Source organism: Nocardiopsis sp. CC223A (genome assembly GCF_030766825.1).
Classification (GTDB): Bacteria; Actinomycetota; Actinomycetes; order Streptosporangiales; family Streptosporangiaceae; genus Nocardiopsis.
The window spans coordinates 96074-120294 of record NZ_JASFDV010000008.1; the positions used below are offsets into that span (position 1 = coordinate 96074).

Here is a 24221-nt window from a genome sequence, read left to right on the forward strand (position 1 = left end):
CACACGCGAAAGGGGGGGCGGCCCGCACGGGCCGCCCCCCCTTTTTTTCCGCGTCTGTCAGGCCCCCGGGGGCGGTACCTGCGGGTGCCCCTGCGGCGGGGCGGCCTGGGAAGGTCCGTGCGGGGGCGGGGCGACCGGCGGGACCGGGGCCGGGCGGTCGGCGCCCCGGGGCAGTTCGGGCACGCCCAGCAGCTGCCGGGCCAGGATGGTGCCGCCCGCCGTCGCGGCCGGGAACACCACGACCGCCACGAACGGGATCGCCAGCAGCAGGTACGTGGGGACGGTGAACCCCAGCACCCGCGGCCGCCGGGTGCCCATCCACTTGCGGCGCTCCTTGATGGTGAGGAACCCGCGCCGGTCGAACGAGCCCGCCACCAGCTCGATGCCCAGCAGCCACCCGCCCAGCAGGGCGGCCAGCACCGAGCCGATGACCGGGCCGGCCACCGGGATGAACCCGATGACGAACACCAGGACCGTCACCAGCAGCGAGGCGAGGACGATCACCAGGGACTGGCGGACCGCCCGGCCCAGCGACGACCAGACCGACTCGTCGGAGTCGGCGGGGGCGTTGCCCAGCTCCTGCTCGACCAGGTCCGTGATCTTGTCGTAGATCGGCGCGCCCAGGGCCAGCGTGACGGTGGTGAACGAGACCACCATCAGCAGGACCGTCCCGGCCAGCGCACCGACGGCGACGGCACCGCGGACCAGGTTCCGCCAGACCTCGTCCCAGCCGTCGGCGAAGGGGGTCGCCCACGCCGCCAGGTCGGTCAGGTTCACCACCAGGACCACGAACAGCGCCAGGAACAGCAGCGACGTGATCAGGGCGGGGAGCGCGCCCAGGAGGAACAGACGCGGTCTGCGCAGCAGCAGGCCGAAGCCGCGCGCCAGCGCGCCGACTCCGCCGAGGACTTCACGAACGGGATTGGGATTGGCCACGCTGGAACATTAGGGCAATCCCGCCCGCACCTGCCAGTCGGCCCGGCTCACCCCGAACCGTCCCCGGCCGGGGACTCTTCGGGATTTTCAGGGAAGCACGTACGCCGGAGGAGTGCGCTCACTACGCTCAGGGATGTTCCGGATACCACGAGGGGTCGCCGATGGCGTTCGCCGTGCGAGAGCGGCCGGGTGAGGCGATGACCGGCCTGCACGCTCTCATGGAGGGTCTCGATCTTCCGAACGGTTACCGGGCGGAGGTCATCGACGGGAGCATCATCGTGTCGTCGGCGCCGACGTATCGGCATGCGCGCATCGTGCGCGGAGTCGAGCGCCTCATCATCGGCGCCCTGCCGGACGACCTCGTCGCCCTCCAGATGGTGACGGTGGAGAACGCGGCGACCGGGGACCGCTACGTGCCGGACCTGCTGGTCATGCCGACCGCCGTCGCGGACGGCGGGGGGTGGGACGGGCCGGAGTGGATCCGGCCGATGGAGGCCGTCGAGTTCGCCCTGGAGGTCGTCTCGCCCAGCAGTGCGCTCCACGACTGGAAGGCCAAGGCCCAGGGCTACGCCCGGGCCCGGGTTCCGCTGTACCTCGTGGTCGACCCGCGCCTGGGCGAGGTCGCCCTGTTCTCCGACCCCGACGGCCACGACTACCGCGAGGTGGCCAGGGCCGTGCGGGGCGGGCACGTGCGGCTGCCGGAGCCGTTCGCGGTGGAGATGGCGGCGGAGGCGCTGCTCGGCTAGAGGTCCGGGTGGACGTCGCGGTACCAGCCGTCGCGGGCCAGGAGTTCGGTGTGGGTGCCCGACTGCACGACGCGGCCGTCGCGGATGACGACGATGCGGTCCACCCGGTCCAGGCCGGTGAGGTCGTGGGTGATGAGCAGCGTCGAGTAGCCCTCGGCGGCGGCCAGCAGGTCCTCGACCACCGCGTCCCGGGTGTCGGGGTCCAGGTGGGCGGTGGGCTCGTCCAGGACCAGCACGCGGGGCGCGGCCAGCAGGGCGCGGGCCAGGGCCAGGCGCTGCACCATGCCGCCGCTCAGGCCCAGGCCGTGGGTGCCCACGCGGGTGTCCAGGCCGTCGGGCATCGCGGTGACCTCGTCGGCCAGGCGGGCCCGGCGCAGCGCCGCCCACAGGTCGTCGTCTGTGGCGTCCGGTCGGGCCAGTCTGAGGTTCTCGCGCAGGGTCGAGGCGAACACGTGCGGGTCCTGCGGCACCCCGGAGACCACGGCGCGCACCTCGTCGGCCGGGTACCCGGTGATGTCGGCGCCGCCCAGTTCCACGTGTCCCGCGTCGGGGTCGCGGAAGCGCAGCAGGACGGAGGCCAGGGTGCTCTTGCCCGCTCCGCTGGGGCCCACCACCGCGACGGTCTCGCCGGCGGGGACGTCCAGGTCCACGCCGTCCAGGGCCCAGGGCCCGTCCGGGGCGTAGCGCACCCGCAGCCCGCGGACCCGGAGGGTGGGGTCGCCGTGCGGGTCCAGGCCGGTGCGGGCGGCCGGGGCGACCGCCGCCGGGGTGTCCAGCACTCCGAACAGCCGCGCCCCGCTCTCCCGGATCGCCCCCAGTTTGGCCGCCACGGCGGGCAGCGGGGCGACGATCTCGAACGCCGCCAGGGTCACCAGCACCAGCACCGCGAGCGAAACCGCGTCCAGGCTCCCGCCGTCCACGGCCAGCACCCCCAGGAACAGGGCGCCCCACACGCTCAGCCCGGTGATGAGCGTCGTCGCGCCCGCCCCCAGCCCCAGTACCGCGGCGTCGCGCCGCGCCATCCGGGTCAGCTCCTCGTCGGCCTCGTGCACCCGGGCCACCTGGCGGTCCATCGCCCCGTAGGCGACCAGGTCCGGCGCCCCGTGCAGGGTGTCCACCAGGGAGGTCGACAGGCGCCCGCGCGCCACCGCCTGGCGGCGCCCCGGGGCCCGGCCCAGCGCGGCGGCCGCCCAGGGCACCGCCAGCCCCGCCAGCAGCAGGCCCGCGGCCAGCAGCGCCCCGCCGGGCGCGTACACGGCGGTGACCACCAGGACGGTGATGCCGCCGGTCACCAGGGACACCAGCGGCGGGGCCAGCCCGCGCACCAGCAGGTCCAGGGTCGCCTCGGTGTCGTTGACCAGCCGCGACACCAGGTCGCCGGACCGGAACCGGCCGAAGGGCTCGGTGGCGGCGAGCCTGCGGTACACCCGCACCCGCACCTCGGCCAGCGTGCGGAACGCGGCGTCGTGGGTGACCAGCCGCTCCAGGTACCGGCTCACCCCCTTGCCGACGCCCAGCGCCCGGGTGGCCACCACCGAGACCCCCAGCGCGGTGATCGCCGGCTGTGAGGCCGCGGTGGCCAGCATCCACGCGGCCACCCCCAGCAGCGCCACCCCGGACCCGGTGGCCACCGCGCCCAGCAGGACGCCCAGCGCGAACCGCCCGGCCCGGGGCCGGGCCAGCGCGACCATCCGCCGCAGCGGGTCGCGGCGGCGCTCCCTCTCGGGGACGGGGGAGACGTCGGCGGTGTCGATCGTGTTCATCGGCTCAGCGCCCCTTCACGGCCCGGCAGCGGGAGTTCCACGACCCGGGCGCCGAGGACGGCCTCGGCCCAGCCGGTGTCGTGGGCGACGATGACCGCGGTGCGCCCGTGCAGGAGGCGGTCCACGGCGGTGCGGACCGCGGCGGCGTTCTCCGGGTCCAGGTGGGCGGTGGGCTCGTCCAGCAGCACCAGCGGCGCGTCCCGGCAGAACGCCCGGGCCAGCGCGATCCGCTGGCGCTGGCCCGCCGAGAGCCGGGTGCCGCGTTCACCGAGCCGGGTGTCGTACCCGTCGGGCAGCGCGGACACGAACCCGTCGGCCTCGGCCAGCCGGGCCGCCTCGCGCACCCGCTCCAGCGGGGTGTCGGGGTCGCCCAGCCGGATGTTGTCGGCCACCGACACGTCGAACAGGTAGGGGTGCTGGGGCACCCAGGCCACCCCCAGCCGCCAGTCGGCGGCGGGCACGGACCCCAGCGGCGCCCACTCGCCGCCGGGCGCGCGCACCTCGATCCGCCCTTCGGAGGGGGTGTTCATCCGCAGCAGCAGCGACAGCAGGGTGGTCTTGCCCGACCCGCTGGGCCCGGTGAGCAGCACCCGCTCGCCCGCGCGCACGGTCAGGTCCACCCCGGACAGGGCGGGCAGGTCCCGCCCCGGGTAGGTCAGCGACACCCCGCTCAGGCGCAGGTCGCCCCCGGTCGCCGGGGACCGCTCCCCGGTGGGCGCGGGCGCGTCGGTGTCCGCGGTCCGGTGCCGCTCCAGCTCGGTGAACACCTGGTCGGCGGCGGCCACGCCCTCCATGCTCGCGTGGAACCGGGCGCCCACCTCGCGCAGCGGCAGGTAGGCCTCCGGGGCCAGGATCAGCACCAGCAGGGCGGTCTGGTAGTCCATGTACCCGCCCAACAGCCGCAGTCCCACCTCCACGGCGACCAGCGCCACCGCCAGGGTGGCCAGCAGCTCCAGGGCGAACGCGGACAGGAACGCGATCCGCAGCGTCCCCATGGTCGCCCTGCGGTGCTCCTCGCCGACCTGCCGGATGAGCGCCGCCTGCGCCTTGGCCCGGCGGAACACCGCCAGGGTCGGCAGCCCCTCCACCACGTCCAGGAAATGCCCGCCGAGCCTGCTCAGCAGCCGCCACTGCCGCTCGGTGCGGTTCTGCGTGTGCATGCCGATGAGCGCCATGAAGACGGGGATGAGCGGCACCGTCACCAGGATGACGACGCCGGAGATCCAGTCGGCCCAGAACACCACGGCCAGCACGGCGACCGGCACGATCGACGCCAGCACCAGCTGGGGCAGGTAGCGGGCGAAGTAGTCGTCGAGCGCGTCCAGGCCCCGCGTGGCCAGGGTGACCAGCTCCCCGGCCTTGGGGGCCTCCCCGTCCGCGCCGCGCCGGGCCGTCCACACCGTTCCGTCACCGGTGACGGCGTCGATCAGCCGCCGCCGCAGGATCGACTTGGTGCGGGCGGCGCTGTGCAGCGCGGACGCCTCGGCCGCGTACGACAGCAGGGAGCGGGCCAGGGCGATGCCGGCGACGGTGGCGACCGCCCACCCCAGGGCGTCGAACCCGGATCCGGCGAACACCCCCGAGATGACGTGGGCGAGCAGCCAGGCCTGGGTCAGGATCAGCCCGGTGATCGCCACCCCGCTGAGCACGGAGACGGCCAGGTGGGCGCGGACCGGGTCGGCGGCCCGCACCAGGCGCGGATCGAGCGGTTTCAATGGGACCTCTTGGCTGGTCTGGCGACGGGTGGGTCGGGCTGTGTTGGAGGCGTCTGTTGAGGGTGGTGGGTGGCGGAGTGGGTCGGGCTGTGTTGGAGGCGTCCGTTGAGGGTGGTGGTGGGTGACGGGGTGGGTCGGGCTGTGTTGGAGGCGTCCGTTGAGGGTGGTGGTGGGTGACGGGGTGGGTCGGGCTGCGCCGGAGGCGTCCGTTGAGGGTGGTGGTGGGTGACGGGTGGGCCCTTCAGTCTTGCCGATGCGCCCCGGGTACGGGTACGGCCCCCGCCCCGGGCGATGGGGGAGGGGGCCGTACCGGTGCGTCAGGCGCCGGAACCCCGGGTCACGGTCTCGCCGGTGACGGTGGCACCGGTGACCCGCCTGCGGAACACCCAGTAGCTCCAACCCTGGTAGAGGAGCACCAGCGGCAGGAACACCACGGCCACCCAGGTCATGATGGTGAGCGTGTAGTCCGCCGAGGAGGCGTTCTCGACGGTGAGGCTGAACGCCGGGTCGGTGGTGGAGGGCAGCACGTTCGGGAACAGCGACCCGAACAGGGTGATCACGGCGGCCAGGATGGCCGCGACCATGAGCCCGAACGCCGTCCCCTCGCGCCGCGCCCGGGCCGCCGCGACCCCGCCGACCAGGGCCAGGGCGGCCAGCGCCACGAGCGGCCAGGTCCACGCCGGGCCGTGGGCGAGCTGGGTCCACAGCAGGAACGCGGCCGCGGCGGGTACGGCGACGCAGGCGGTGCGCAGTGCGGCGGCGCGGGCCCGGGTCCGGACCGGCCCGTCGGTCTTCAGGCTCAGGAACACCGCCCCGTGCAGGGCGAACAGCGACAGGGTGGTGAGCCCGCCCAACAGCGCGTACGGGTTGAACAGGTCCGCCAGGGACGCGGTGACGATCTGGTCGCCGTCCATGGCCACCCCCCGGACGACGTTGGCGAAGACGACGCCCCACAGCAGGGCGGGTGCGGCGCTGCCGAAGAAGATGGCCCGGTCCCACCACAGTCGCCAGGTGGAGTCGTCGCGCTTGCCGCGGTACTCGAACGCCACACCGCGCAGGATGAGGGCGACGAGGATGATGAACAGCGGCACGTAGAACCCGCTGAACAGGGACGCGTACCAGGCGGGGAACGCGGCGAACGTGGCGCCCCCCGCGGTGATCAGCCACACCTCGTTGGCGTCCCACACCGGGCCGATGGAGTTGATGGCGACCCGCCGGTCGACGGAGTCCCGTTTGCCCATGAACGGCATCAGGGTGCCGACCCCGAAGTCGAACCCCTCCAGGACGAAGTACCCGATCCACAGGACCGAGATGGCGATGAACCAGATGACGGCCAGATCCATGGTGATGTCCTAGTAGCTGAAGTGGGGGATCTTCGACTCGTCGCCGTCCTTTTCGAGGTCGGGGACGAGGTGGGACGGGCCCGCCTTGATGTACTTGACCAGGAGTCCGACCTCGACGACGGCGAGGACGCCGTAGATGAGGGTGAACCCGGTCAGGCTCAGGGCGACGGTGCCCAGGCTCACGCCGGGCGAGACGCTGGCGGCGGTGAGCAGGTAGCCGTGGACGGTCCAGGGCTGGCGGCCCATCTCGGTGAGCACCCAGCCGAAGATGTTGGCGGACAGGGCGGCGGGCAGCGCGAGCACGGCCAGCGGATAGAACCAGCGGGTCAGCCGGCCGTGCACGGACGGCGTCCGGTCCCTGCCCCGGGTGAGCCACAGCCCGATCGCGGCGATGGCGACCCCGGCCATGCCCAGGCCCATCATGAGGCGGAACGACCAGTACGTGACGAACACGTTGGGGATGTAGTCCCCCTCGCCGTACTCCGCCTCGTAGGCCGCCTGGAGGTTGTTCATCCCGTGGACCTCGCCGTCGAACTCGCCGGTTGCGAGGAAGCTGAGGATGTTGGGGACGGTGACGTCGATGGGGTTGTACCGCGCCTCGGTGTCCCCGACGGCGAACGCGGAGAACGCGGCGCCCTCCTCGGTCTCCCACAGGGCCTCGGCGGCGGCGAGCTTCATGGGCTCGTACTGGGCGGCGAGCTTGGCCTGGTGGTCCCCGGAGACCGCCACGATGACCCCGGCGACGAGCGTGAAGACCAGCCCGACCTTGAGCGTGCCGCGGAAGAGGGCGAAGTCGCCCTTGGGCGGCGTCACCCCGCGGATCCCGGTGTCGCCGTGCTTCTGGTTGCGCCAGAGCTTGTAGGCGCTGACGCAGACCACGAACAGCCCGGCGGTGATGAACGCGGCCGAGACGGTGTGCAGGTAGGTGGACCAGGCCTGGTCGTTGCTGAGCACGGCCCAGATGTCGTTGAGTTCGGCGCGCCCGTTCTCGGGGTTGACCTCGAACCCGACGGGACGGCGCATCCAGGCGTTGGCGGCGAGGATGAAGTACGCCGACAGGTTGGTGCCGATCGCCACCAGCCAGATGCAGGCCAGGTGGGCGGCGCGGGGCAGCCGGTGCCAGCCGAAGATCCACAGGCCGATGAAGGTGGACTCCAGGAAGAAGGCGAGCAGCGCCTCCATCGCCAGCGGGGCGCCGAAGACGTCGCCGACGAACCGGGAGTACTCGCTCCAGTTCATGCCGAACTGGAACTCCTGGACGATGCCGGTGACCACGCCCATGGCGAAGTTGATGAGGAAGAGCTTCCCGAAGAACTGGGTCGCCTGGAGGTACTCGTGTCTGCCGGTGCGGTACCAGACCGTCTGTAGGACGGCCACGATGAACGACAGGCCGATGGTCAACGGCACGAACAGGAAGTGGTAGATCGTGGTGACACCGAACTGCCACCGCGCGAGTTCAAGGGCTTCCATACCCGCCTCTCAGATACCGACCGCCGGTAGTACTACAAATCGTAGTTCTACATCGTGTCGTTGATGTCCCGGGGGTCACTGAAGGACCTCCGAGTGACTCGTGTGAGGGAGGGGGCGAGAGGGATCGGACGGGGAGCGGGGTGGACGCGCGGCGATGAGAACATTCTGACCTGTGCCGATGCGGAATCCGCGGAGGCCGGGGCGCCGTGTCTGTGGGTTCTGCCACACATGCGGGGACGCCCCGGGAACGGCGGAGGCGGCGCACCCCGCGGGGTGCGCCGCCTCCGGAGAACGCGGGGGTCCGGTCAGCCGCCGGTGCGGTCGGCCAGCAGTCGCTCCATGAGGTCCACCTCGGCCCCCTGGGCGTCGATCATGCCCTGGGCGAAGCCCACGACCATCTCCTCCCGGCCCAGGTCCACCTCGGCCTCGGCCATCTCGATCCCGCCCAGGTGGTGGTCGATCATCAGCTCCAGGAAGATGACCTCGGCGTCCACGCCCTCGGCCGCCTGGAGCTCGTCGAGCTGCTCGGCGGTGGCCAGCCCCGGCATCGTCTCGGGCACCCCGCCGTCCTCGCCGCCGTGGTCGTGCCCCGCCATCCAGGCCATCGGCTCGTCCGGGGCGCGCACCGGCAGGCCCCAGGCCAGCAGCCAGCCCTGCATCCGCCCCACCTGGGCCTGCTGGGTGCGGGCCATGTCGGTGGCGACGGTGCGCAGCTCGGGGTCCTCGGTCTTGTCGAGGAGGATCATCGACATGTCCACGGCCTGGTTGTGGTGGACGCTCATGTCCCGCAGGAAGCCCGCGTCGGCGCCGGTGTCCAGCGGGTACGAGGGGCGGCCCAGCAGGTAGCCGCCGAGCAGGGCGACTGCGACCAGGATCACCACGGCCCAGGTCGGGACGGAGTCCAACCGGAGGGGACGTGTCTCGGATTCCTCCGGGAACTCCCCCGGTACGGCCTCCTCCCGGTCGTCCCCGGGGAGGTCCGCGGTGTGCCCGAGGTCACCGATCGGGTCGCTCTCGGTACCGCTTTCGTTTCCCATGGGAACCATCCTGGTCAAATCGCCCGACTGTGATGCCAAAGTAGAGGATAGGTAAGTCCCAGGCCCCACCACCCACCTCAGGAGACCCAGTGGCCAAGAAGAAGACGGCGGAGGAGCGCCGCCAGCGCGCTGCCGCCCTCAAGGCGGAGCGCCTGCGCAAGGAGAGACAGCGCAAGATCCTCGGCATCGCCGGCGGTGCCCTGGCGGCCGTGCTGGTCGTGGGCCTCATCGGCTTCCTTTTCTACATGGACTACCGAAGCCGGCAGATCCCCGGCATGGCGGAACACGAGGTGGGCTCCTACGTCCACGTCGAGACCGGCGAGAAGGTCGACTACGAGCAGAGCCCGCCGGTCGGCGGCGACCACTGGAACTCCTGGCAGAACTGCGGTGTCTACCCCGCCCCGGTGACCTCCGAGTTCGCGGTGCACTCCCTGGAGCACGGCGCGGTGTGGATCGCCTACGACCCCGAGCTGCCCGCGGACCAGGTCGAGCAGCTGAACGACTTCTACACCCCCGGCTCCTACCTGCTGGTCACCCCGTACGAGGGTGAGATGGACGGCCCCATCGTCGCCTCCGCCTGGGGCCGCCAGGTCGCCGTCGACAGCCCGACCGACGAGAGCCTCCAGCGCTTCGTCCGCGCCTTCGAGCAGAGCACCGACGTGCCGGAGCCGGGCGCCCTGTGCTCCCAGGGCGTGGCCGAGAACGCCGAGGAGGTCGAGGCCATGCTCGTCGGCGGTGGCGGCGAGGAGATCGCCGAGGGGATGGACGGCCCCGCCGAGGGCGCCGAGGAGGGTGACGCTCCGGCCGAGGACGAGAGCGAGGCTCCTGCTCAGGACGAGAGCGAGGCCCCCGCAGAGGAGGAGTCCGAATAGCGGACGCTCCGCGGGGAGGAACGGGAGAAGGGGCGGTGCGACCACGGTCGCACCGCCCCTTCCTGGTTCTGCCGAGTCCCACCCCGCCCGGGCCGCCAGAGCCTCCGGGCCGTTGGGGCGTGTTCGACGGGTCGTTCCGCCCGCCCGTCGCCCACCGCCGCCCTCAGCGGACGCCGTCGGCGCGGTGTCTCCGCGGAGCCGCCGGGCCGCCTCTCGCGGCGCCGCCCGCGCTCGGCCGGCCGAACCCGGGCGGGCCCCCGCCGTGCGACACCGCCGAGCCTGCGGGGCGAGGCACGGTGGGGGCACCTGCACTCGTCGTTTTGCGGGAGATCGCCCGGCGGCCGCCCGTGTCCTTCGGCGCGAGCGCCGAACCGCACGAAGGCATCCGCCGCACACGCCCTAGAGTTCCCCGTCGGGCAGCGGCGGCAGGTGTTCGGTGACCAGGTCGCTCACGGTCGTGAGCGCCGCGGCCGGGGGGCCGTAGGAGGCCGGGATCAGCAGCTCGACGTAGGCCTCGTGGCCGACCGCGGTGAAGACCGTGGGGGCGTCGGCCGGCTCCGACAGCCACGGGACCCCGTTGACCTCTTCGAGCAGGGAGTCCGGGGCCAGTGCCACGGGCCGTTCCACCCCGCAGCGCAGGCCGATCGCCGGGTCGCCCCAGGCGGCGGTCAGCTCGGACGCGGGCCGGACGTCGACGCGGTCGGCGTCCATGAGGGTGTCCGGCAGGTCGGCGACCAGGGCCGCGCACGGTTCTTCGGCCGCGGCGTCGGGCAGCGGCGGCTCCATGCGCACCGTCTGCGCTCCGCACCCCGCGACCGCGCCCAGGAGGAGGAGCACCGGGGTCAGCCGCAGGAGTACACGCACCACATTCTCCGAGGAGTCGGGTCAGATGTTGACGATGGGACAGGTGAGTGTCCGGGCGATCCCCTCCAGACGCTGGATCCGGGCCACCACCAGCGCCCCCAGAGCATCCACGTCGTCGGCCTTGGCCTGGACGATCACATCGTAGGGGCCGGTCACGTCATGGGCCTCCACGACCCCCTCGATGCCCCGGATGCGCTCGGCGACCTCGGCGGCGCGGCCGACCTCGGTCTGGATCAGGATGTATGCCTGCACCATGTGTACTCCTTCGTGCATGCCGGGTACAGGAGCACCCGACGGTGAGGCCGATGACGAACGTGTGACGAACGTGGGTCTAGACCACCGCGCCGGAGCGTCACCGTACCCTGTTCCCTGTGCAGAACACCATTGGGGGCCTGGGTGAGTTCGCTCTGATCAGACGCGTGACGAGCAAATTCCCCAGGACGGACGATGTAATCCTCGGCCCGGGTGACGATGCGGCCGTGGTCGCGGCCCCCGACGGCCGGACCGTGGCCACCACCGACCTGCTGGTCGAGGGGCGCCACTTCCGGCGCGACTGGTCCACCGCCCGCGACGTCGGCCACCGGGCGGTGGCCCAGAACTTCGCCGACGTCGTCGCCATGGGCGCCCGCCCCACCGGCCTGCTCATCGGCTTCGCCGCCCCCGCCGACCTGCCCCTGGAGTGGGCCGAGGAGTTCACCCTGGGCGTGCGCGACGAGTGCGCGGCCGCGGGCGGCGCGGTGGTGGGCGGCGACACCGTCGGCTGCGACACCCTCACCATCGCGATCACCGCGCTGGGCGACCTCCAGGGCCGGGCCCCGGTCCGCCGCGACGGCGCCCGCCCCGGCGACGTCGTCGCCTACTCCGGGCACCTGGGCCTGTCCGCCGCCGGGCTGGCCCTGCTCACCGCCGGGACCGCCGGGGCCGCCGGAACCGCCGCCTGCCTGGACGAGTACCGCAGGCCCTCCCCGCCCTACCCCGCCGGCCCCGAGGCGGCCCGGCTGGGCGCCACCGCCATGCTCGACGTCAGCGACGGCCTCGCCCAGGACCTGGGCCACGTGTGCCGGGCCTCGGGGGTGCGCATCGACCTGGACCCGGACCTGCTGCGCCCCGAGCCCGCGCTGACCGAGGCCGTGCGCGTCCTGGGCGAGGAGCCCGGGCGGGCCGTGGCGTTCATGGTCTCCGGGGGCGAGGACCACGCCCTGGCCGCGACCTTCCCCGCCGGTGCCGACCTGCCCGGCCACTGGCACCGCATCGGGACCGTCCTCCCGGCCGCCGAGGAGGAACTCCGTGTCACCGTCGCGGGGCGGGTTCCCGAACGCACCGGTTGGGATCATTTCCCCGGTGAATGAGCGAGTTTGGATTTGTCTGTTTTGGCTCGCGCGCTAGGCTTGCGGCCGAGAATCGCCCGGTCCCGCTCCCACCGAGCGGCGGCCACCGGGCAGGACGAGATCGGTATCCGATCCCGGGGAGAGGCGGTCCATGGGGCGGCACGGGCAGCGGCAGGGCACCCGTCGCGGTGCGCACCGCAGCGAGCCCGCGGACACCGGAGCGCTGCGCCGACTGGGCGGCCTCATCGAAAGCACCGTCCCCAAGCGGGTGGAGCCCCCGCGCCTGCTCAACGTCCTCGTCATCTCCGGTGTGATCCTGGGCCTGCTCCTCTTCGGCTACAGCACCACCCAGATCTACCTCCAGTTCGGCGGTACCCCCGAGGGGGCCGCCCGGAACCCGGGCACCCAGGACGGGGCGGGTCCCAGCGGCGGAATCACACCCGAACCCGAACCCGAGCCCGGGTCGCCCGCGCCGCAGACCCAGGCGGGCACCGAGCCCACCACCGTCTCCTACCGCGTCGTGGAGTCCGGTGGGGCGGGCTTCAGCGCGCAGGTCACCGTCACCAACACCTCCCGCGGCAGGCTCGACGCCTGGGAGCTGGCCCTGGCCTTCGAGGACGCCGAGATCACCCACGTCGAGGGCGCCGACTGGGAGGCCATCGACGACGGCATCCTGGCCCGCCAGCCCGGCGGCGCCGACGGGCTCGCGCCCGGGGAGAGCGCCTCGCTCACCTTCCAGGCACTGGGCACGGCGCAGAGCCCCATCCGCTGCTCCCTCAACGGGCACATCTGTAGCCTGTGAGCGGTCCGGCCGCCGGTCGTCCGACCCCGGGAACGGCGAAGGCCCCCCGACCGGAGTCGGAGGGCCTCGAAGACCTGTCAGGGGCGGTGCTCCCTAGCGGGTCACCTTGCCGGCCTTGATGCACGAGGTGCAGGCGTTCACGCGCTTGGGCGTGCCACCGACCCGGGTGCGGACGGTCTGGATGTTGGGGTTCCAGCGGCGGCGGGTGCGACGGTGCGAGTGGGAAACACTGTTACCGAACCCTGGTCCCTTGCCGCAGACGTCGCAGACGGAAGCCACGGTAACTCCATTCAAGTGTTCGGGATCGCGCACGTCGCCGCACGCGAAGGTTCAACCGGCCGAAAGAGGCCGGGCGGACAGGCCGGCGCGAACGCCAACCGTGGAAGAGTACACGAGGGGAGGTAAAACGCCCCCGCGTGCGCCGACGGAACACGATGCCGCCGGAAGGACCATCGACCGCCGCCACGCGGGCATGGCGGAACACGATGAACTCACACGAGTATAGCCCCGCCGGAGACGGCGGCGGACATCCGTGCCCCGAGCCCCCGTCCCGGGAGAACGCCGACCCGCCGCAGCCCCGCTCCCCGGAGCCGCCACCGAGCGTCGCAGCGGGGCATTAGCGTTGGCCGTGACCGGCGATCCTGAAGAGGAAGACCATGAGCACCTGGGACGAACCGCTGGGCCGGGGCCCGCACCCGACGCTGGGCGCCAAGACGGCCAAGGCCCTGGAGGAGAAACTCGACCTCCGCACCCTCGGCGACCTCCTGCGCTACTACCCGCGCCGCTACGACCGGCGCGGCGACCTCACCGACCTGGCCCTGCTGCGCGAGGGCGAGCAGGCCACCGTGCAGGCCCGCGTCCTGGACGCCAAGCGGCGCACGGTCCCGCCCCGGCAGGGGCGGCGGCGGATGGACCTGCTGGAGGTCACCGTCACCGACGGCACCGGGAGGCTGCACCTCACCTTCTTCAACCAGGGCGCCTACCACCAGACCCGGCTCACCCCCGGGCGGCTGGCCATGTTCTCCGGGAAGGTCAGCACGTTCAAGGGGCGCCGCCAGCTCGACCACCCGCAGTACGAGCTCCTCGACGAGGACGGCTCCGAGGTGGACCGGGCCCGCGCCTACGCCGACGAGCTCATCCCCGTCTACCCGGCGGTCAAGGGCATGGACTCGGCCACCATCGGCCGCGCCGTCGAACTCGCCCTGGGCGTCGCGGACAGCCTGCCCGACCCGTTGCCGCCCGCCGTGCTCGGCGGCCGGATCGCGATCGCCGACGCCCTGCGCAGAATCCACCGGCCGCAGAGCGACCAGGACATCGGGTCCGCCCGCCGCCGCCTGAAGTGGGACGAGGCGTTCGTCCTGCAACTGGCGCTGGCCCGCCGGCGCCGCGACGCCGAGAGCCTGCCCGCGGTGCCCCGGCCCGGCGTCGACGGCGGCATCCTCGACGCCTTCGACGCGCAGCTGCCGTTCACCCTCACCGACGGCCAACGGGAGGTCGGCGGCCTGCTCGCCGAGCGGCTCGACTCCGCCCACCCCATGCACTGCCTGCTCCAGGGCGACGTGGGCGCGGGCAAGACCCTGGTGGCGTTGCGCGCCATGCTCCGTGTGGTGGACTCCGGCGGTCAGGCCGTCATGCTCGCCCCCACCGAGGTGCTGGCCCAGCAGCACCACCGCTCCATCGGCGCCATGCTCGGCGCGCTGGGCCGGGCCGGGCAGATCGACGGGGCCGAGCGGGCCACCAGGATCGCCCTGCTCACCGGGTCCATGGGGGCCGCCGCCCGGCGCGAGGCCCTGCTGGACGCCGCCTCCGGCGCCGCCGGGATCGTGGTGGGCACCCACGCCCTGCTCCAGGAGCACGTGTCCTTCGCCGACCTGGGCCTGGTCGTGGTCGACGAGCAGCACCGGTTCGGGGTGGAGCAGCGCGACGCCCTGCGGGCCAAGGCCGCCGACGGCCGCCCGCACGTGCTGGTGATGACCGCCACGCCCATCCCGCGCACCGTCGCCATGACCGTCTACGGCGACCTCGACGTGGTCGCCCTCACCCAGCTGCCCGCCGGGCGCGCGCCGGTGTCCACCCACGTGGTCCCGGCCAAGGACAAACCCCACTACCTCAGCCGGGCCTGGGAGCGGATCCGCGAGGAGGCGGCCCGGGGCCGCCAGGCCTTCGTGGTCTGCCCGCGCATCGGCGACGGCGACTCCGCCGAGGACGCCCAGGGTGCGGGGGAGGAGGGCGAGCGCGCCCCGCTGTCGGTGCTGGAGATCGCCGCCCGGCTGGCCGAGGGCCCCCTGTCCGACCTCAAGGTGGAGGTGCTGCACGGGCGGATGGCCCCCGACGACAAGGACGCGGTGATGGGCCGCTTCTCGGCCGGCACCACCGACGTGGTGGTGTCCACCACCGTCATCGAGGTCGGCGTGGACGTGCCCAACGCCACTGTGATGGTCATCATGGACGCCGACCGGTTCGGGGTCTCCCAGCTGCACCAGCTGCGCGGCCGGGTCGGTCGCGGCCAACTGCCGGGGCTGTGCCTGCTGGTCACCGAATCCGAGGAGGGCTCGCCCGCCCGGGAACGGCTCGACGTGGTCGCCTCGACCACCGACGGGTTCGTCCTCTCCCAGGAGGACCTGCGGATGCGCCGCGAGGGCGACGTGCTGGGCGACGCCCAGTCGGGCCGCTCCAGCCTGCGCCTGCTCACCCTGCTCAAGGACGAGAAGATCATCGAGGAGGCCCGCGAGCGCGCCGCCGCCTACCTGGCGGAGGACCCGGAGCTGACCGCCCACCCGCCGCTGGCCGACGCCCTGGAGGAGCTGCTCCCGGAGGAGCGTGCCGAGTACCTCGACAAGGCCTGAGCCGTGCCCGCTCCGGGCCTCCGCTCCGCTTCGGCCCGCGCCCGGCGCCTCCTGAGGGCGGGAACGGGCTTCAGGAGGCGCGGCGGCCCTGCGCGGACATCCCCGCCCGCCCGCTGTTCACCGCCGTCCGCCCACCGTTACCCGCCCGTCGTCCATCACCGCCCGCCCGTCGCCCACCACCACCCGCCCGTCGCCCACCACCACCCTCAACGGATGGCCTGCGGCCGCGCTTTTCCCGCTTACGGATGGCCTGCGGCCGCGCTCTTCCCGCTTACGGATGGCCTGCGGCCGCGCTCTTCTCCTCGAAGGTGTCCGCTCCGGGCCTCCGGAGCCCCGCCGACGTCCCGCTGCCCGAACCCCTACGCGCAGTGGTGGGCGTACCAGAGGACGGCCTCGCCGCCTTACGGGTGGTCTGCGGCCGCGCTCTTCCCGCTTACGGGTGGTCTGCGGCCGCGCTCTTCTCCTCGAAGGTGTCCGCTCCGGGCCTCCGGAGCCCCGCCGACGTCCCGCTGCCCGAACCCCTACGCGCAGTGGTGGGCGTACCAGAGGACGGCCTCGCCGTAGCCGCGCTTGCGGTCACGGGTGAGCCCGGCGGGCCAGGCGGGCTCGGCGGTGCGCTTGGAGCGCTCCACCACCACCAGTGCGCCGTCGGCCAGCCACGCGCGGGCGACCAGGTCGGCGAGCACGGCGGCGATCTCGGCGTCGGTGACCGCGTACGGCGGGTCCGCCACGACCAGGTCGTAGGGCTCGCCCGGGGCGTCCTGCGCGACCACCCGCTCCACCCGGTCGGCGGCCAGCCGGGCGCCGGGCAGGCCCAGCGCGTCGATGTTGTCCCGCACCACCTTGGCGGCCCTGCGGTCGGCCTCCACCAGCAGCGCGTGGGCGGCGCCCCGGGACAGGGCCTCCAGACCGATGGCACCCGAGCCCGCGTACAGGTCCATGACCCGCAGCCCCGACAGCGGGCCGAGGTCGGACTGGGCGGAGGCGAACAGGGCCTCGCGGGCCCGGTCGCTGGTGGGGCGGGTGGTGCGGCCGTCGGGGACGGAGAGGCGGCGCCCCCCGGCCGTCCCGGCGATGATGCGGGTCATGTCACCACCGTAGCCAAGGCTCTGTGCCTCCCGAACGCCCCGGCGCGCCTCCTCCCGAGGTGGGGGCGATGGGGGGAAAGTGGCCACTAAACGGGAGTTGCCCGAATCGGGGCGAGGGGCGCCCCCTACGATCGCGGTACCCGAACGCCATGTCCGAAAGGGGCGATCCACCGTGCGCCGTGCCGTCTGCCCGGGTTCCTTCGATCCGGTGACCTACGGTCACATCGACATCATCGGCCGGGCGGCCAAGCAGTACGACGAGGTCGTCGCCGCTGTGCTCAACAACGTGAACAAGAAGGGCCTGTTCACGGTCCCGGAGAAGCTCGACATGCTCCGTGTGGAGACCGAGGACCTCGCCAACGTGCAGGTCGCCGAGTTCGACGGCCTCCTCGTCGACTTCTGCCGCGCCAACGGCATCGACACCATCGTGCGCAGCCTCCGCTCGGTCAGCGACTTCGACTACGAGCTCCAGATCGCCCAGATGAACTACCGCCTGTCCGGGGTCGAGACGGTGTTCATGACCGCGAACCCGCAGTACTCGTTCCTGTCCTCCAGCCTGGTCCGGGAGATAGCCCAGTACCATGGCGACGTCTCCAACCTGGTGACGCCCTACGTCCAGGGCCGACTGCGCGAGAAGTACGCCGCGAACGGCTGATACACGGGCCTTGACGGGGCTGATTTGGGTGCTCGGGGACGTGATGGGTAGAATCCAGGTTCGACCATGTGCGTCGCCGTCTTCGGCGTGCGCGCGGGCCGGTCCCGGCCGCCACCGGCGGGCCGCCCGGCTCCCGGAAATCTCGTGAAAGCCCGATGACCCTGTCTCGTCTCAATCCCCGTGACCCGTTCGTGGTCGACACCCAGGCGCTGGGCCGCCAGCCGGGGTCGATGCGGACGGTCCAGCGCATCGTGACCGTCCCCGAGGCGTTCGCGAACGCGATGTCCTCCGTGCCCGAGGGCCGCGAGCTGGAGCTCGACCTGCGCCTGGAAGCGGTGATGGAGGGCGTGCTCGTCACCGGGACCGTGCGCGGGCAGATCACGGCCGAGTGCTCGCGCTGCCTCGACCCCCTCTCCGAGGACTTCGAGGCGGGCTTCCAGGAGATGTTCCGGTACGCCGCCGACGAGGACGACCTCCACCAGGAGGACCCGGAAGCGGAAGACGACGATGAGGACTACTATCTAGAGGGCGACCTGCTCGACCTCGAACCCGTGGTCCGAGACGCCGTCGTTCTCGCCCTCCCGCTCTCGCCGCTGTGCGACCCGGATTGCCCGGGCCTGTGCTCGGAGTGCGGTGCCCGACTCGCCGACGCGGGTCCCGACCACGGTCACGGCGACCGGGTCGATCCCCGCTGGGAGGCGCTCCGCGACCTCGCGGAGCGGCCGGGCGAGTGACAACAGCCCTTCCCCGTGCACCACGGGGATGATCCCGGCCCCGTGCCGGGCGCCCCGTTCTACGGAGCACACCCCGCCGCGCGCGGGGCCGACCAGATAAGCGACCTCCCGCGATCCGCGCGGGGGTGACCCAGGAGGATTGAAGTGGCCGTCCCGAAGCGGAAGATGTCGCGGAGCAACACCCGGACCCGCCGTTCCCAGTGGAAGGCGTCGCGCCCGGTGCTGGTCAACTGCCCGCGCTGCCGTGACCCCAAGCAGCCCCACGTCGCCTGCCCGACCTGCGGCACCTACAACAACCGCCAGGTCGTCAACCCGGCCTAAGGCACATGACAGGTCCTCGGGTCATCGAACCCGACTCCTGCCCCGGGGCGGGTCCGTGACACGGACCCGCCCCGATCGCTGTCCGGGGACTGCGGGGGAGGCGCGGACGGGCCGGGATTTGTAGAGTGTCATCGAGGGACGGCCCGGAGCCGCCCCGACCCAGTCCTACCGTCCATGCGACGGCCGGCCCGCGGACCGCATCGGAGTTCCCGAGTTCGTGGTGGCCGCCGGGGGAGCGGGTGCCGTGTCCGGCGCCCGGCTCCCGCGACGTTCACCTCGTTTTCGAGCACCCTGGTCGGGCCGTGCGTCCGCGACCGCGCACGCGCGCCGTACCGGCGTGCCCGAACAGGGAAGTGAAACGAGTGGCCACCCAGCTCTCCTCCGCCGAGGCCAAGGCGTTCCACCAGGCCATCGGGGTCGAGGTCGACCCCAAGATCCTGGTCCGCGCGCTGACCCACCGCTCCTACGCCTATGAGAAGGGCGGCCTGCCCACCAACGAGCGCCTGGAGTTCCTGGGCGACTCCGTGCTCGGCCTGGTGGTCACCGACACGCTGTTCCGCAAGCACCCCGACCTGCCCGAGGGCCAGCTGGCCAAGCTGCGCGCCGCCGTCGTCAACATGCGGGCGCTGGCCGACGTGGCCCGCGGCCTGGGCATCGGCGCGTACATCCGGCTGGGCCGCGGCGAGGAGGGCACCGGCGGGCGCGACAAGTCGTCGATCCTGGCCGACACCCTGGAGGCCATCATCGGTGCCGTCTACCTGGACCGCGGCCTGGACACCGCCTCGGAGTTCGTGCACCGGCTCTTCGACCCGCTGATCGCGACCGCCTCCGGGCTGGGCGCGGGCCTGGACTGGAAGACCTCGTTGCAGGAGCTGACGGCCGCGGAGATGCTGGGCGTGCCCGAGTACCACGTGGACGAGTCCGGCCCCGACCACCAGAAGACGTTCCGGGCCACGGTCCGGGTCGCGGGGGAGAGCTACGGCCTGGGCGAGGGCCGCAGCAAGAAGGAGGCGGAGCAGCAGGCCGCCGAGTCCGCCTGGAAGGCGATCAAGGCCCGCTCCGAGGCCGCCGCAAACGGAAAGAAGTAGGTTCTCCCGATGCCCGAGTTGCCCGAGGTCGAGGTCGTCCGCCGGGGGCTGGCCGACCACGCCGTGGGACGTACCGTCGCGGGGGTGCAGGTCCTGCACCCCCGCTCGGTGCGCAGGCACGCCCCCGGCCCCGCCGACTTCGCGGCCCGGCTCCAGGGGCGCACCCCCACGGCCGCGCTGCGCCGCGGCAAGTACATGTGGCTGACCCTGGACGACGGGTCGATGCTCCTGGCCCACCTGGGGATGAGCGGCCAGATGCTGGTCCAGCCGCAGGGCAGGCCGGACGAGAAGCACCTGCGGGTGCGGCTGCCGCTGTCGGACGGCAACGAGCTGCGGTTCGTCGACCAGCGCACCTTCGGCCACCTGATGGTGGACGGGCCGGGTGCGCGGGCGGACGTGCCGGCGGCGGTGGACCACATCGCCCTGGACCCGCTGGACGCCGCGTTCGTCCCGGAGGTGTTCGTGCGGGCGCTGCGCGCCAAGGACACCGAGGTCAAGCGGGCGCTGCTGGACCAGTCGCTGATCAGCGGCGTGGGCAACATCTACGCCGACGAGGCCCTGTGGCGGGCCGGGCTGCACGGGCGGCGCGGCACCCGGGGGCTGACCCGGGCGCAGGCCGGTGAGCTGCTGGGACACGTGCGCGACGTCATGACGGAGGCGCTGGCGGTGGGCGGCACCACCTTCGACGGGCTGTACGTCAACGTCAACGGTGAGAGCGGTTACTTCGCCCGGGGGCTCAACGCCTACGGGCGGGAGGACCGGCCGTGCGGCCGGTGCGCCACCCCGATCGTGCGGGAGTCGTTCATGAACCGCTCCTCGTTCAGCTGCCCCTCCTGCCAGAAGCCCCCGCGGCGATCCCGCGCCGCCTGACCGGGCTGTGACGGGTGGGGGCGGTGTGGTCTTCGGGGATCGAACGGCCCGAAGAACCGACCGGTGAGGAAAGTGTCTCCCCAAGGTAAGGAAGAGGAACGGTCAATGAGCGGCGGCGACGAGGTCGTCCGACTGACCGCGTGGGTGCGCGGACATGTCCAGGGAGTGGGTTTCCGCTGGTGGACGCGGTCCCGGGCGCTGGAACTGGGGCTGGTCGGGGCCGCCACCAACCTCGCGGACGGCCGTGTGGAGGTCGTCGCGGAGGGTTCCCGGAAGGCCTGCGAGGGGCTTCTTGAACGCCTCAAGGGCGGCGGAACACCCGGCCGTGTGGACTCTGTGGTCGAACGTTGGGGTCCGAGCAGGGGTACGTTCACCGGTTTCGTCGAACGGTGAGTATCCTGGACTGGTAACGCGATTCGAGCGCATCCCGCGACCGCGACGGTCGGAACCGAAGGCTCGTGGCAGGGTCTCGTGAGGTGCGTCGGCCATCATCGTGCGTTCCCGTACGGATCCGGCTCGGCCGGGGTGGTCCTCTTCGTATCGTGTTGACGCCACCTGCCCGGGATTTCTCACTCCGGATCAGAGTGGTTACCGACTGTTTGTAATCCAATCTTGACCAGTGGCGCGCCTAGTGAGACTCTGGAAGGCACACCGCGCAACCTTCCACCCGCGTGGAAGCAACGTCCATGAACGTGAACCGACACGTCATGGAGAAACAAATCCCGCGGGGTGTCGCATGCGCGAAATCACAACTGGTCACTCAGTGTGGAGGACCCACATCATGGCGAAGGCTCTGTTTGGCCACGTCGGCGGCTCCGACCCTCGTATGGTTCAGGAGATGCGACGGCTTCAGAAGCGGGTGCGCGACCTCGAAGACGAGGTCAGCCGGCTCCAGGCGCGCAACGACCAGCTCAGCATGGCGGTCAGCGACGTCACGGGTGCCGCCGACCGCGAGCCCGCGCTCGCCTGATCCTCGTGTTCCGCGCCCGGTACCGACCGGCCGCGCACGCCGTGCACGAATCCAGGGGTGGGGACGCCGTTCCGTAGTATCGTCCGGGCGTCCCTGAATCCTCACCGGTGGACTTCCACCGGATCCACAAGTCCATCACGCCGCAGTCTTTCCTTTTCCATTGCGGCCTCTATTCCTTTTATTACCCGGCGGACCCCGTCACAACCCTCCGTGTCCGCCGGTGATCCCCCCTCCTGATCTCCTCCCGGGAAAGCCGGGAGGAAACGTACGAAAACGCGACGCGCGGGGCGGAGCCACTCCGCCCGGCGACGCGTCCCCCACCGGCACACCGCGCCGATCCCCGCACCCCTGTCACCGCTTCGTGGCACCCTTGTACGGGTCGGCCCCGCGTTCCCGTCCCCCGGAAGCGCGGTGCGAACGCCCGGTGGCCACTGCGGGAGGTGTGGGTGTACCTGAAGAATCTGACGCTGCGCGGCTTCAAGTCGTTCGCGTCGGCCACCACCCTGCGTTTCGAACCGGGCATCACCTGTGTGGTGGGCCCCAACGGCTCGGGCAAGTCCAACGTCGTCGACGCCCTGTCCTGGGTGATGGGCGAGCAGGGTGCCAAGTCGCTGCGCGGCGGCAAGATGGAGGACGTCATCTTCGCGGGTACCTCCACCCGCCCCGCGCTGGGCCGCGCCGAGGTCAGCCTCACCATCGACAACACCGACGGCGCGCTGCCCATCGACTACACCGAGGTCACCATCAAGCGGACCATGTTCCGCAACGGCGGCTCGGAGTACGCGATCAACGGCGACACCTGCCGCCTCCTCGACATCCAGGACCTGCTCAGCGACTCCGGCATCGGCCGTGAGATGCACGTCATCGTCGGCCAGGGCCAGCTCGACACCGTCCTGCACGCCGGCCCCGAGGAGCGCCGCTCGCTGGTGGAGGAGGCCGCGGGCATCCTCAAGCACCGCAAGCGCAAAGAGAAGGCGATCCGCAAGCTCAACGCGATGCAGGGCAACCTGGACCGGGTCACCGACCTCACCGCCGAGCTGCGCCGCCAGCTCAAGCCGCTGGGCCGCCAGGCCGAGCTGGCCCGCCGGGCCGCCGTCATCCAGGCCGACCTGCGCGACTCCCGCCTGCGACTGCTCGCCGACGACATCGTCACCCTCACCGAGCAGCTGGCCAAGGAGGAGGCCGACGAGAAGGACGTCCTGCGCCGCCGGGCGGCGGTGGAGGCCTCCCTCGCCCAGGCCCAGGAGCGCGAGTCCGAACTGGAGGCCCAGGCCGCCGAGGCCGCCCCCGCCCTGGCCCGCGCCACCGAGACCTACCACGCGCTGTCCCGGCTCACCGAACGCCTGGACGCCGTGCGCGGACTGGCCGCCGAACGCTTCCGCAACCTCGCCGCCGTCGGCGACGAGCCCGCCCACCGGCGCGACCCCGAGGAACTGGAGATGGAGGCCGAGGAGGCCGCCGCCCAGGAGGAGGAGCTGCTCGCCCGGCTGGACGAGGCCCGCGAGGCCCTGGAGGCCGCCGTCACCGAGCGCAGCGCCGCCGAGGACACCCTGCACCGCGAGGAGAAGCGCCTGGAGGCCGCCGGCCGGGCCGCCGCCGAGCGCCGCGAGCAGTTGGTCCGCCTGTCGGCGAGTGTCGAGGGGCTGCGCGGCCGCCTGTCCTCCGGCGAGGCCGAGATCACCCGGCTGGAGGAGGCCGCCGCCCAGGCCGCCGAACGCGCCGAGCAGGCCCAGGCCGAGTACGAGATGGCCGCCGAGGAGGCGGCGGGGCTGGACGAGGGCGACGCCGAGCTGGACGCCGCCCAGGAGGAGGCCGCCGCCGCGCTCGCCGCGGTCGAGGCCGAGCTGAACCGGCTGCGCGACGCCGAGCGCTCCGCCGAGGGCGAGCGGGCCGCGCTCGCCGCCCGCAAGGAGGCCCTCGAACTGGGGCTGGCGGGCAGGGACGGCGCCGCCGCCCTGCTCGGCTCCGACCTGCCCGGGCTGCTCGGTTCACTGGCGGCACTGGTCCAGGTGGAGCCCGGCCGCGAGGCCGCGGTGGCCGCCGCGCTGGGCGCGGCCGCCGGTGCCGTCGCGGTCGCCGACCCCGACACCGCCGTGGCCGCACTCGAACTCCTGCGCGCCGAGGACGCGGGCCGGGCCGGGATCGTCATCGCCGGGGCCGTGCCCGCCGTGCCGCGCGCGGACTGGCCCCGGCCCCCATCCGGGGTCCGCTACGCCGTGGACGCGGTCACCGCCCCCGAGCACCTGTCCGGCCCGGTCACCGCGCTGCTGGACCGGGTGCTGCTCGCCGCCGACCTGGCCGACGCCCGCGACCTGGTCGCCAAACTGCCCGCCGTGCGGGCCGTCACCCCCGACGGCGACGTCCTGTCCGGGGCGCTGGCCCACGGCGGCTCGGCCGCCGCACCCAGCCTGCTGGAGGTCCAGGCCGCCGTCGACGAGGCCGCCGCCGGGCTGGAGGCCGCCACCGGGGCCGCGGCCGCCGCCGCCGAGGAACTGGACACCGCCAAGGCCGAGCGCGCCGAGCTGTCCGCCCGGGTCCAGGAGCTGACCGCCCGCCGCCGCCAGGGCGAGCGCAAACGCAACGAGACCGCCCAGCGCCTGGGCAAGCTCGGCGGGCAGGCCCGCTCCGCCGAGGCCGAGTCCGCCAGGTACGCCGCAGCGGCGACCAAGGCGGCCGCCGCCCGCGCGCAGGACGTCGAGAAGCTGGCCCGGCTGGAGGAGAGGCACGCCGAGGCCGAGGAGATGGCCGCCTCCCTGGAGGAGGAGGCCCCCGA

At 72.9% G+C, this 24221-nt stretch carries 23 protein-coding genes; 13 read left to right on the top strand and 10 right to left on the bottom strand.

Translation table 11 applies throughout. The features are described 5' to 3' along the window. Positions 1-57: 57 nt before the first annotated feature. Positions 58-936 carry an EI24 domain-containing protein gene (locus QJS33_RS05240; protein WP_306366701.1) on the bottom strand — a complete coding sequence of 293 codons (879 nt, stop codon included), beginning with the start codon at positions 934-936 and terminating at the stop codon, positions 58-60. Positions 937-1097: 161 nt separating this feature from the next. Here QJS33_RS05240 and QJS33_RS05245 point away from each other — a divergent pair, with 161 nt between their 5' ends. After that, positions 1098-1682: a Uma2 family endonuclease gene (locus tag QJS33_RS05245; RefSeq protein ID WP_306366702.1), complete on the top strand. Its 585-nt coding sequence runs from the start codon at positions 1098-1100 to the stop codon at positions 1680-1682. Here the strand turns inward: QJS33_RS05245 and cydC are convergent. The 5 genes from cydC to QJS33_RS05270 all read right to left on the bottom strand — a co-directional run bounded on the left by cydC (position 1679) and on the right by QJS33_RS05270 (position 9010). After that, positions 1679-3445 carry a thiol reductant ABC exporter subunit CydC gene (cydC, locus tag QJS33_RS05250; protein ID WP_306366703.1) on the bottom strand — a complete coding sequence of 589 codons (1767 nt, stop codon included), beginning with the start codon at positions 3443-3445 and terminating at the stop codon, positions 1679-1681. The two genes, QJS33_RS05245 and cydC, sit on opposite strands and share 4 nt — an antisense overlap. Next, positions 3442-5160, bottom strand: coding sequence for a thiol reductant ABC exporter subunit CydD (gene cydD / locus QJS33_RS05255; RefSeq protein ID WP_306366704.1), 1719 nt, complete (start codon positions 5158-5160; stop codon positions 3442-3444). Before cydD ends, cydC begins: the two co-directional genes overlap by 4 nt. 317 nt (positions 5161-5477) lie before the next feature. Continuing rightward, complete coding sequence (cydB, locus tag QJS33_RS05260) at positions 5478-6503, bottom strand: cytochrome d ubiquinol oxidase subunit II (RefSeq protein WP_306366705.1); 1026 nt, start codon at positions 6501-6503, stop codon at positions 5478-5480. A 9-nt stretch (positions 6504-6512) separates the two neighbouring features. Further along, positions 6513-7973 carry a cytochrome ubiquinol oxidase subunit I gene (locus QJS33_RS05265; RefSeq protein ID WP_306366706.1) on the bottom strand — a complete coding sequence of 487 codons (1461 nt, stop codon included), beginning with the start codon at positions 7971-7973 and terminating at the stop codon, positions 6513-6515. A gap of 305 nt (positions 7974-8278) precedes the next feature. Continuing rightward, a complete protein-coding gene (locus QJS33_RS05270) occupies positions 8279-9010 on the bottom strand; it encodes a DUF305 domain-containing protein (RefSeq protein ID WP_306366707.1) in 732 nt (243 codons plus the stop codon). 89 nt (positions 9011-9099) lie between these two features. On the opposite strand from QJS33_RS05270, the gene QJS33_RS05275 reads away from it, so the two are divergent. After that, positions 9100-9882 (top strand): DUF3105 domain-containing protein, encoded by a 783-nt coding sequence (locus tag QJS33_RS05275; RefSeq protein WP_306366708.1) that lies wholly within the window; start codon positions 9100-9102, stop codon positions 9880-9882. A gap of 399 nt (positions 9883-10281) precedes the next feature. On the opposite strand, the gene QJS33_RS05280 is transcribed toward QJS33_RS05275, so the two are convergent. Continuing rightward, positions 10282-10746, bottom strand: a complete 465-nt coding sequence (locus QJS33_RS05280; RefSeq protein ID WP_306366709.1) for a DUF3515 domain-containing protein — start codon at positions 10744-10746, stop codon at positions 10282-10284. Between the two features lie 21 nt (positions 10747-10767). Further along, positions 10768-11001 carry an Lrp/AsnC family transcriptional regulator gene (locus tag QJS33_RS05285; protein ID WP_306366710.1) on the bottom strand — a complete coding sequence of 78 codons (234 nt, stop codon included), beginning with the start codon at positions 10999-11001 and terminating at the stop codon, positions 10768-10770. Positions 11002-11117: 116 nt separating this feature from the next. On the opposite strand from QJS33_RS05285, the gene QJS33_RS05290 reads away from it, so the two are divergent. Together QJS33_RS05290 and QJS33_RS05295 are read left to right on the top strand one after the other, a co-directional pair. After that, positions 11118-12095: a thiamine-phosphate kinase gene (locus QJS33_RS05290; RefSeq protein WP_306366711.1), complete on the top strand. Its 978-nt coding sequence runs from the start codon at positions 11118-11120 to the stop codon at positions 12093-12095. Between the two features lie 130 nt (positions 12096-12225). Continuing rightward, positions 12226-12876 (top strand): cellulose binding domain-containing protein, encoded by a 651-nt coding sequence (locus QJS33_RS05295; RefSeq protein ID WP_306366712.1) that lies wholly within the window; start codon positions 12226-12228, stop codon positions 12874-12876. 93 nt (positions 12877-12969) lie between these two features. Here the strand turns inward: QJS33_RS05295 and rpmB are convergent, their stop codons facing one another. Next, positions 12970-13155: a 50S ribosomal protein L28 gene (gene rpmB / locus QJS33_RS05300; RefSeq protein ID WP_013151263.1), complete on the bottom strand. Its 186-nt coding sequence runs from the start codon at positions 13153-13155 to the stop codon at positions 12970-12972. 377 nt (positions 13156-13532) lie between these two features. On the opposite strand from rpmB, the gene recG reads away from it, so the two are divergent. Further along, entirely contained in the window at positions 13533-15722 is a 2190-nt protein-coding gene (recG, locus tag QJS33_RS05305) for an ATP-dependent DNA helicase RecG (RefSeq protein WP_306366713.1), read from the top strand. Between the two features lie 521 nt (positions 15723-16243). Here the strand turns inward: recG and rsmD are convergent. Beyond that, positions 16244-16810 (bottom strand): 16S rRNA (guanine(966)-N(2))-methyltransferase RsmD, encoded by a 567-nt coding sequence (gene rsmD / locus QJS33_RS05310; RefSeq protein ID WP_306366714.1) that lies wholly within the window; start codon positions 16808-16810, stop codon positions 16244-16246. Positions 16811-16982: 172 nt separating this feature from the next. Between rsmD and coaD the strand changes: the two genes are divergently transcribed. The 8 genes from coaD to smc all read left to right on the top strand — a co-directional run. Further along, positions 16983-17465 carry a pantetheine-phosphate adenylyltransferase gene (coaD, locus tag QJS33_RS05315; RefSeq protein WP_306366715.1) on the top strand — a complete coding sequence of 161 codons (483 nt, stop codon included), beginning with the start codon at positions 16983-16985 and terminating at the stop codon, positions 17463-17465. Between the two features lie 155 nt (positions 17466-17620). Further along, positions 17621-18199 (top strand): DUF177 domain-containing protein, encoded by a 579-nt coding sequence (locus tag QJS33_RS05320; RefSeq protein WP_306366716.1) that lies wholly within the window; start codon positions 17621-17623, stop codon positions 18197-18199. A gap of 144 nt (positions 18200-18343) precedes the next feature. Next, positions 18344-18520 (top strand): 50S ribosomal protein L32, encoded by a 177-nt coding sequence (gene rpmF, locus QJS33_RS05325; RefSeq protein WP_073379826.1) that lies wholly within the window; start codon positions 18344-18346, stop codon positions 18518-18520. Positions 18521-18882: 362 nt separating this feature from the next. After that, complete coding sequence (gene rnc, locus QJS33_RS05330; protein ID WP_306366717.1) at positions 18883-19608, top strand: ribonuclease III; 726 nt, start codon at positions 18883-18885, stop codon at positions 19606-19608. 9 nt (positions 19609-19617) lie between these two features. Then, positions 19618-20478, top strand: a complete 861-nt coding sequence (mutM, locus tag QJS33_RS05335) for a bifunctional DNA-formamidopyrimidine glycosylase/DNA-(apurinic or apyrimidinic site) lyase (protein WP_306366718.1) — start codon at positions 19618-19620, stop codon at positions 20476-20478. Positions 20479-20583: 105 nt separating this feature from the next. Next, positions 20584-20871 carry an acylphosphatase gene (locus QJS33_RS05340; protein WP_306366719.1) on the top strand — a complete coding sequence of 96 codons (288 nt, stop codon included), beginning with the start codon at positions 20584-20586 and terminating at the stop codon, positions 20869-20871. A 388-nt stretch (positions 20872-21259) separates the two neighbouring features. After that, positions 21260-21448 (top strand): hypothetical protein, encoded by a 189-nt coding sequence (locus QJS33_RS05345; RefSeq protein ID WP_306366720.1) that lies wholly within the window; start codon positions 21260-21262, stop codon positions 21446-21448. Positions 21449-21894: 446 nt separating this feature from the next. Then, positions 21895-24221: chromosome segregation protein SMC (gene smc / locus QJS33_RS05350; protein ID WP_306366721.1), on the top strand; the 2327-nt coding region annotated here is incomplete at its 3' end.

What these genes read in the sequence shown, in the direction of transcription:
- QJS33_RS05245 (WP_306366702.1), top strand. Translation starts at nt 1,098, where the DNA reads ATGGCGTTCGCCGTGCGAGAGCGGCCGGGTGAGGCGATGACCGGCCTG.
- cydC (WP_306366703.1), bottom strand. Translation starts at nt 3,445, where the DNA reads ATGAACACGATCGACACCGCCGACGTCTCCCCCGTCCCCGAGAGGGAG.
- cydB (WP_306366705.1), bottom strand. Translation starts at nt 6,503, where the DNA reads ATGGATCTGGCCGTCATCTGGTTCATCGCCATCTCGGTCCTGTGGATC.
- QJS33_RS05265 (WP_306366706.1), bottom strand. Translation starts at nt 7,973, where the DNA reads ATGGAAGCCCTTGAACTCGCGCGGTGGCAGTTCGGTGTCACCACGATC.
- QJS33_RS05270 (WP_306366707.1), bottom strand. Translation starts at nt 9,010, where the DNA reads ATGGGAAACGAAAGCGGTACCGAGAGCGACCCGATCGGTGACCTCGGG.
- QJS33_RS05285 (WP_306366710.1), bottom strand. Translation starts at nt 11,001, where the DNA reads ATGGTGCAGGCATACATCCTGATCCAGACCGAGGTCGGCCGCGCCGCC.
- QJS33_RS05295 (WP_306366712.1), top strand. Translation starts at nt 12,226, where the DNA reads ATGGGGCGGCACGGGCAGCGGCAGGGCACCCGTCGCGGTGCGCACCGC.
- recG (WP_306366713.1), top strand. Translation starts at nt 13,533, where the DNA reads ATGAGCACCTGGGACGAACCGCTGGGCCGGGGCCCGCACCCGACGCTG.
- rsmD (WP_306366714.1), bottom strand. Translation starts at nt 16,810, where the DNA reads ATGACCCGCATCATCGCCGGGACGGCCGGGGGGCGCCGCCTCTCCGTC.
- QJS33_RS05320 (WP_306366716.1), top strand. Translation starts at nt 17,621, where the DNA reads ATGACCCTGTCTCGTCTCAATCCCCGTGACCCGTTCGTGGTCGACACC.
- mutM (WP_306366718.1), top strand. Translation starts at nt 19,618, where the DNA reads ATGCCCGAGTTGCCCGAGGTCGAGGTCGTCCGCCGGGGGCTGGCCGAC.
- QJS33_RS05340 (WP_306366719.1), top strand. Translation starts at nt 20,584, where the DNA reads ATGAGCGGCGGCGACGAGGTCGTCCGACTGACCGCGTGGGTGCGCGGA.
- QJS33_RS05345 (WP_306366720.1), top strand. Translation starts at nt 21,260, where the DNA reads ATGGCGAAGGCTCTGTTTGGCCACGTCGGCGGCTCCGACCCTCGTATG.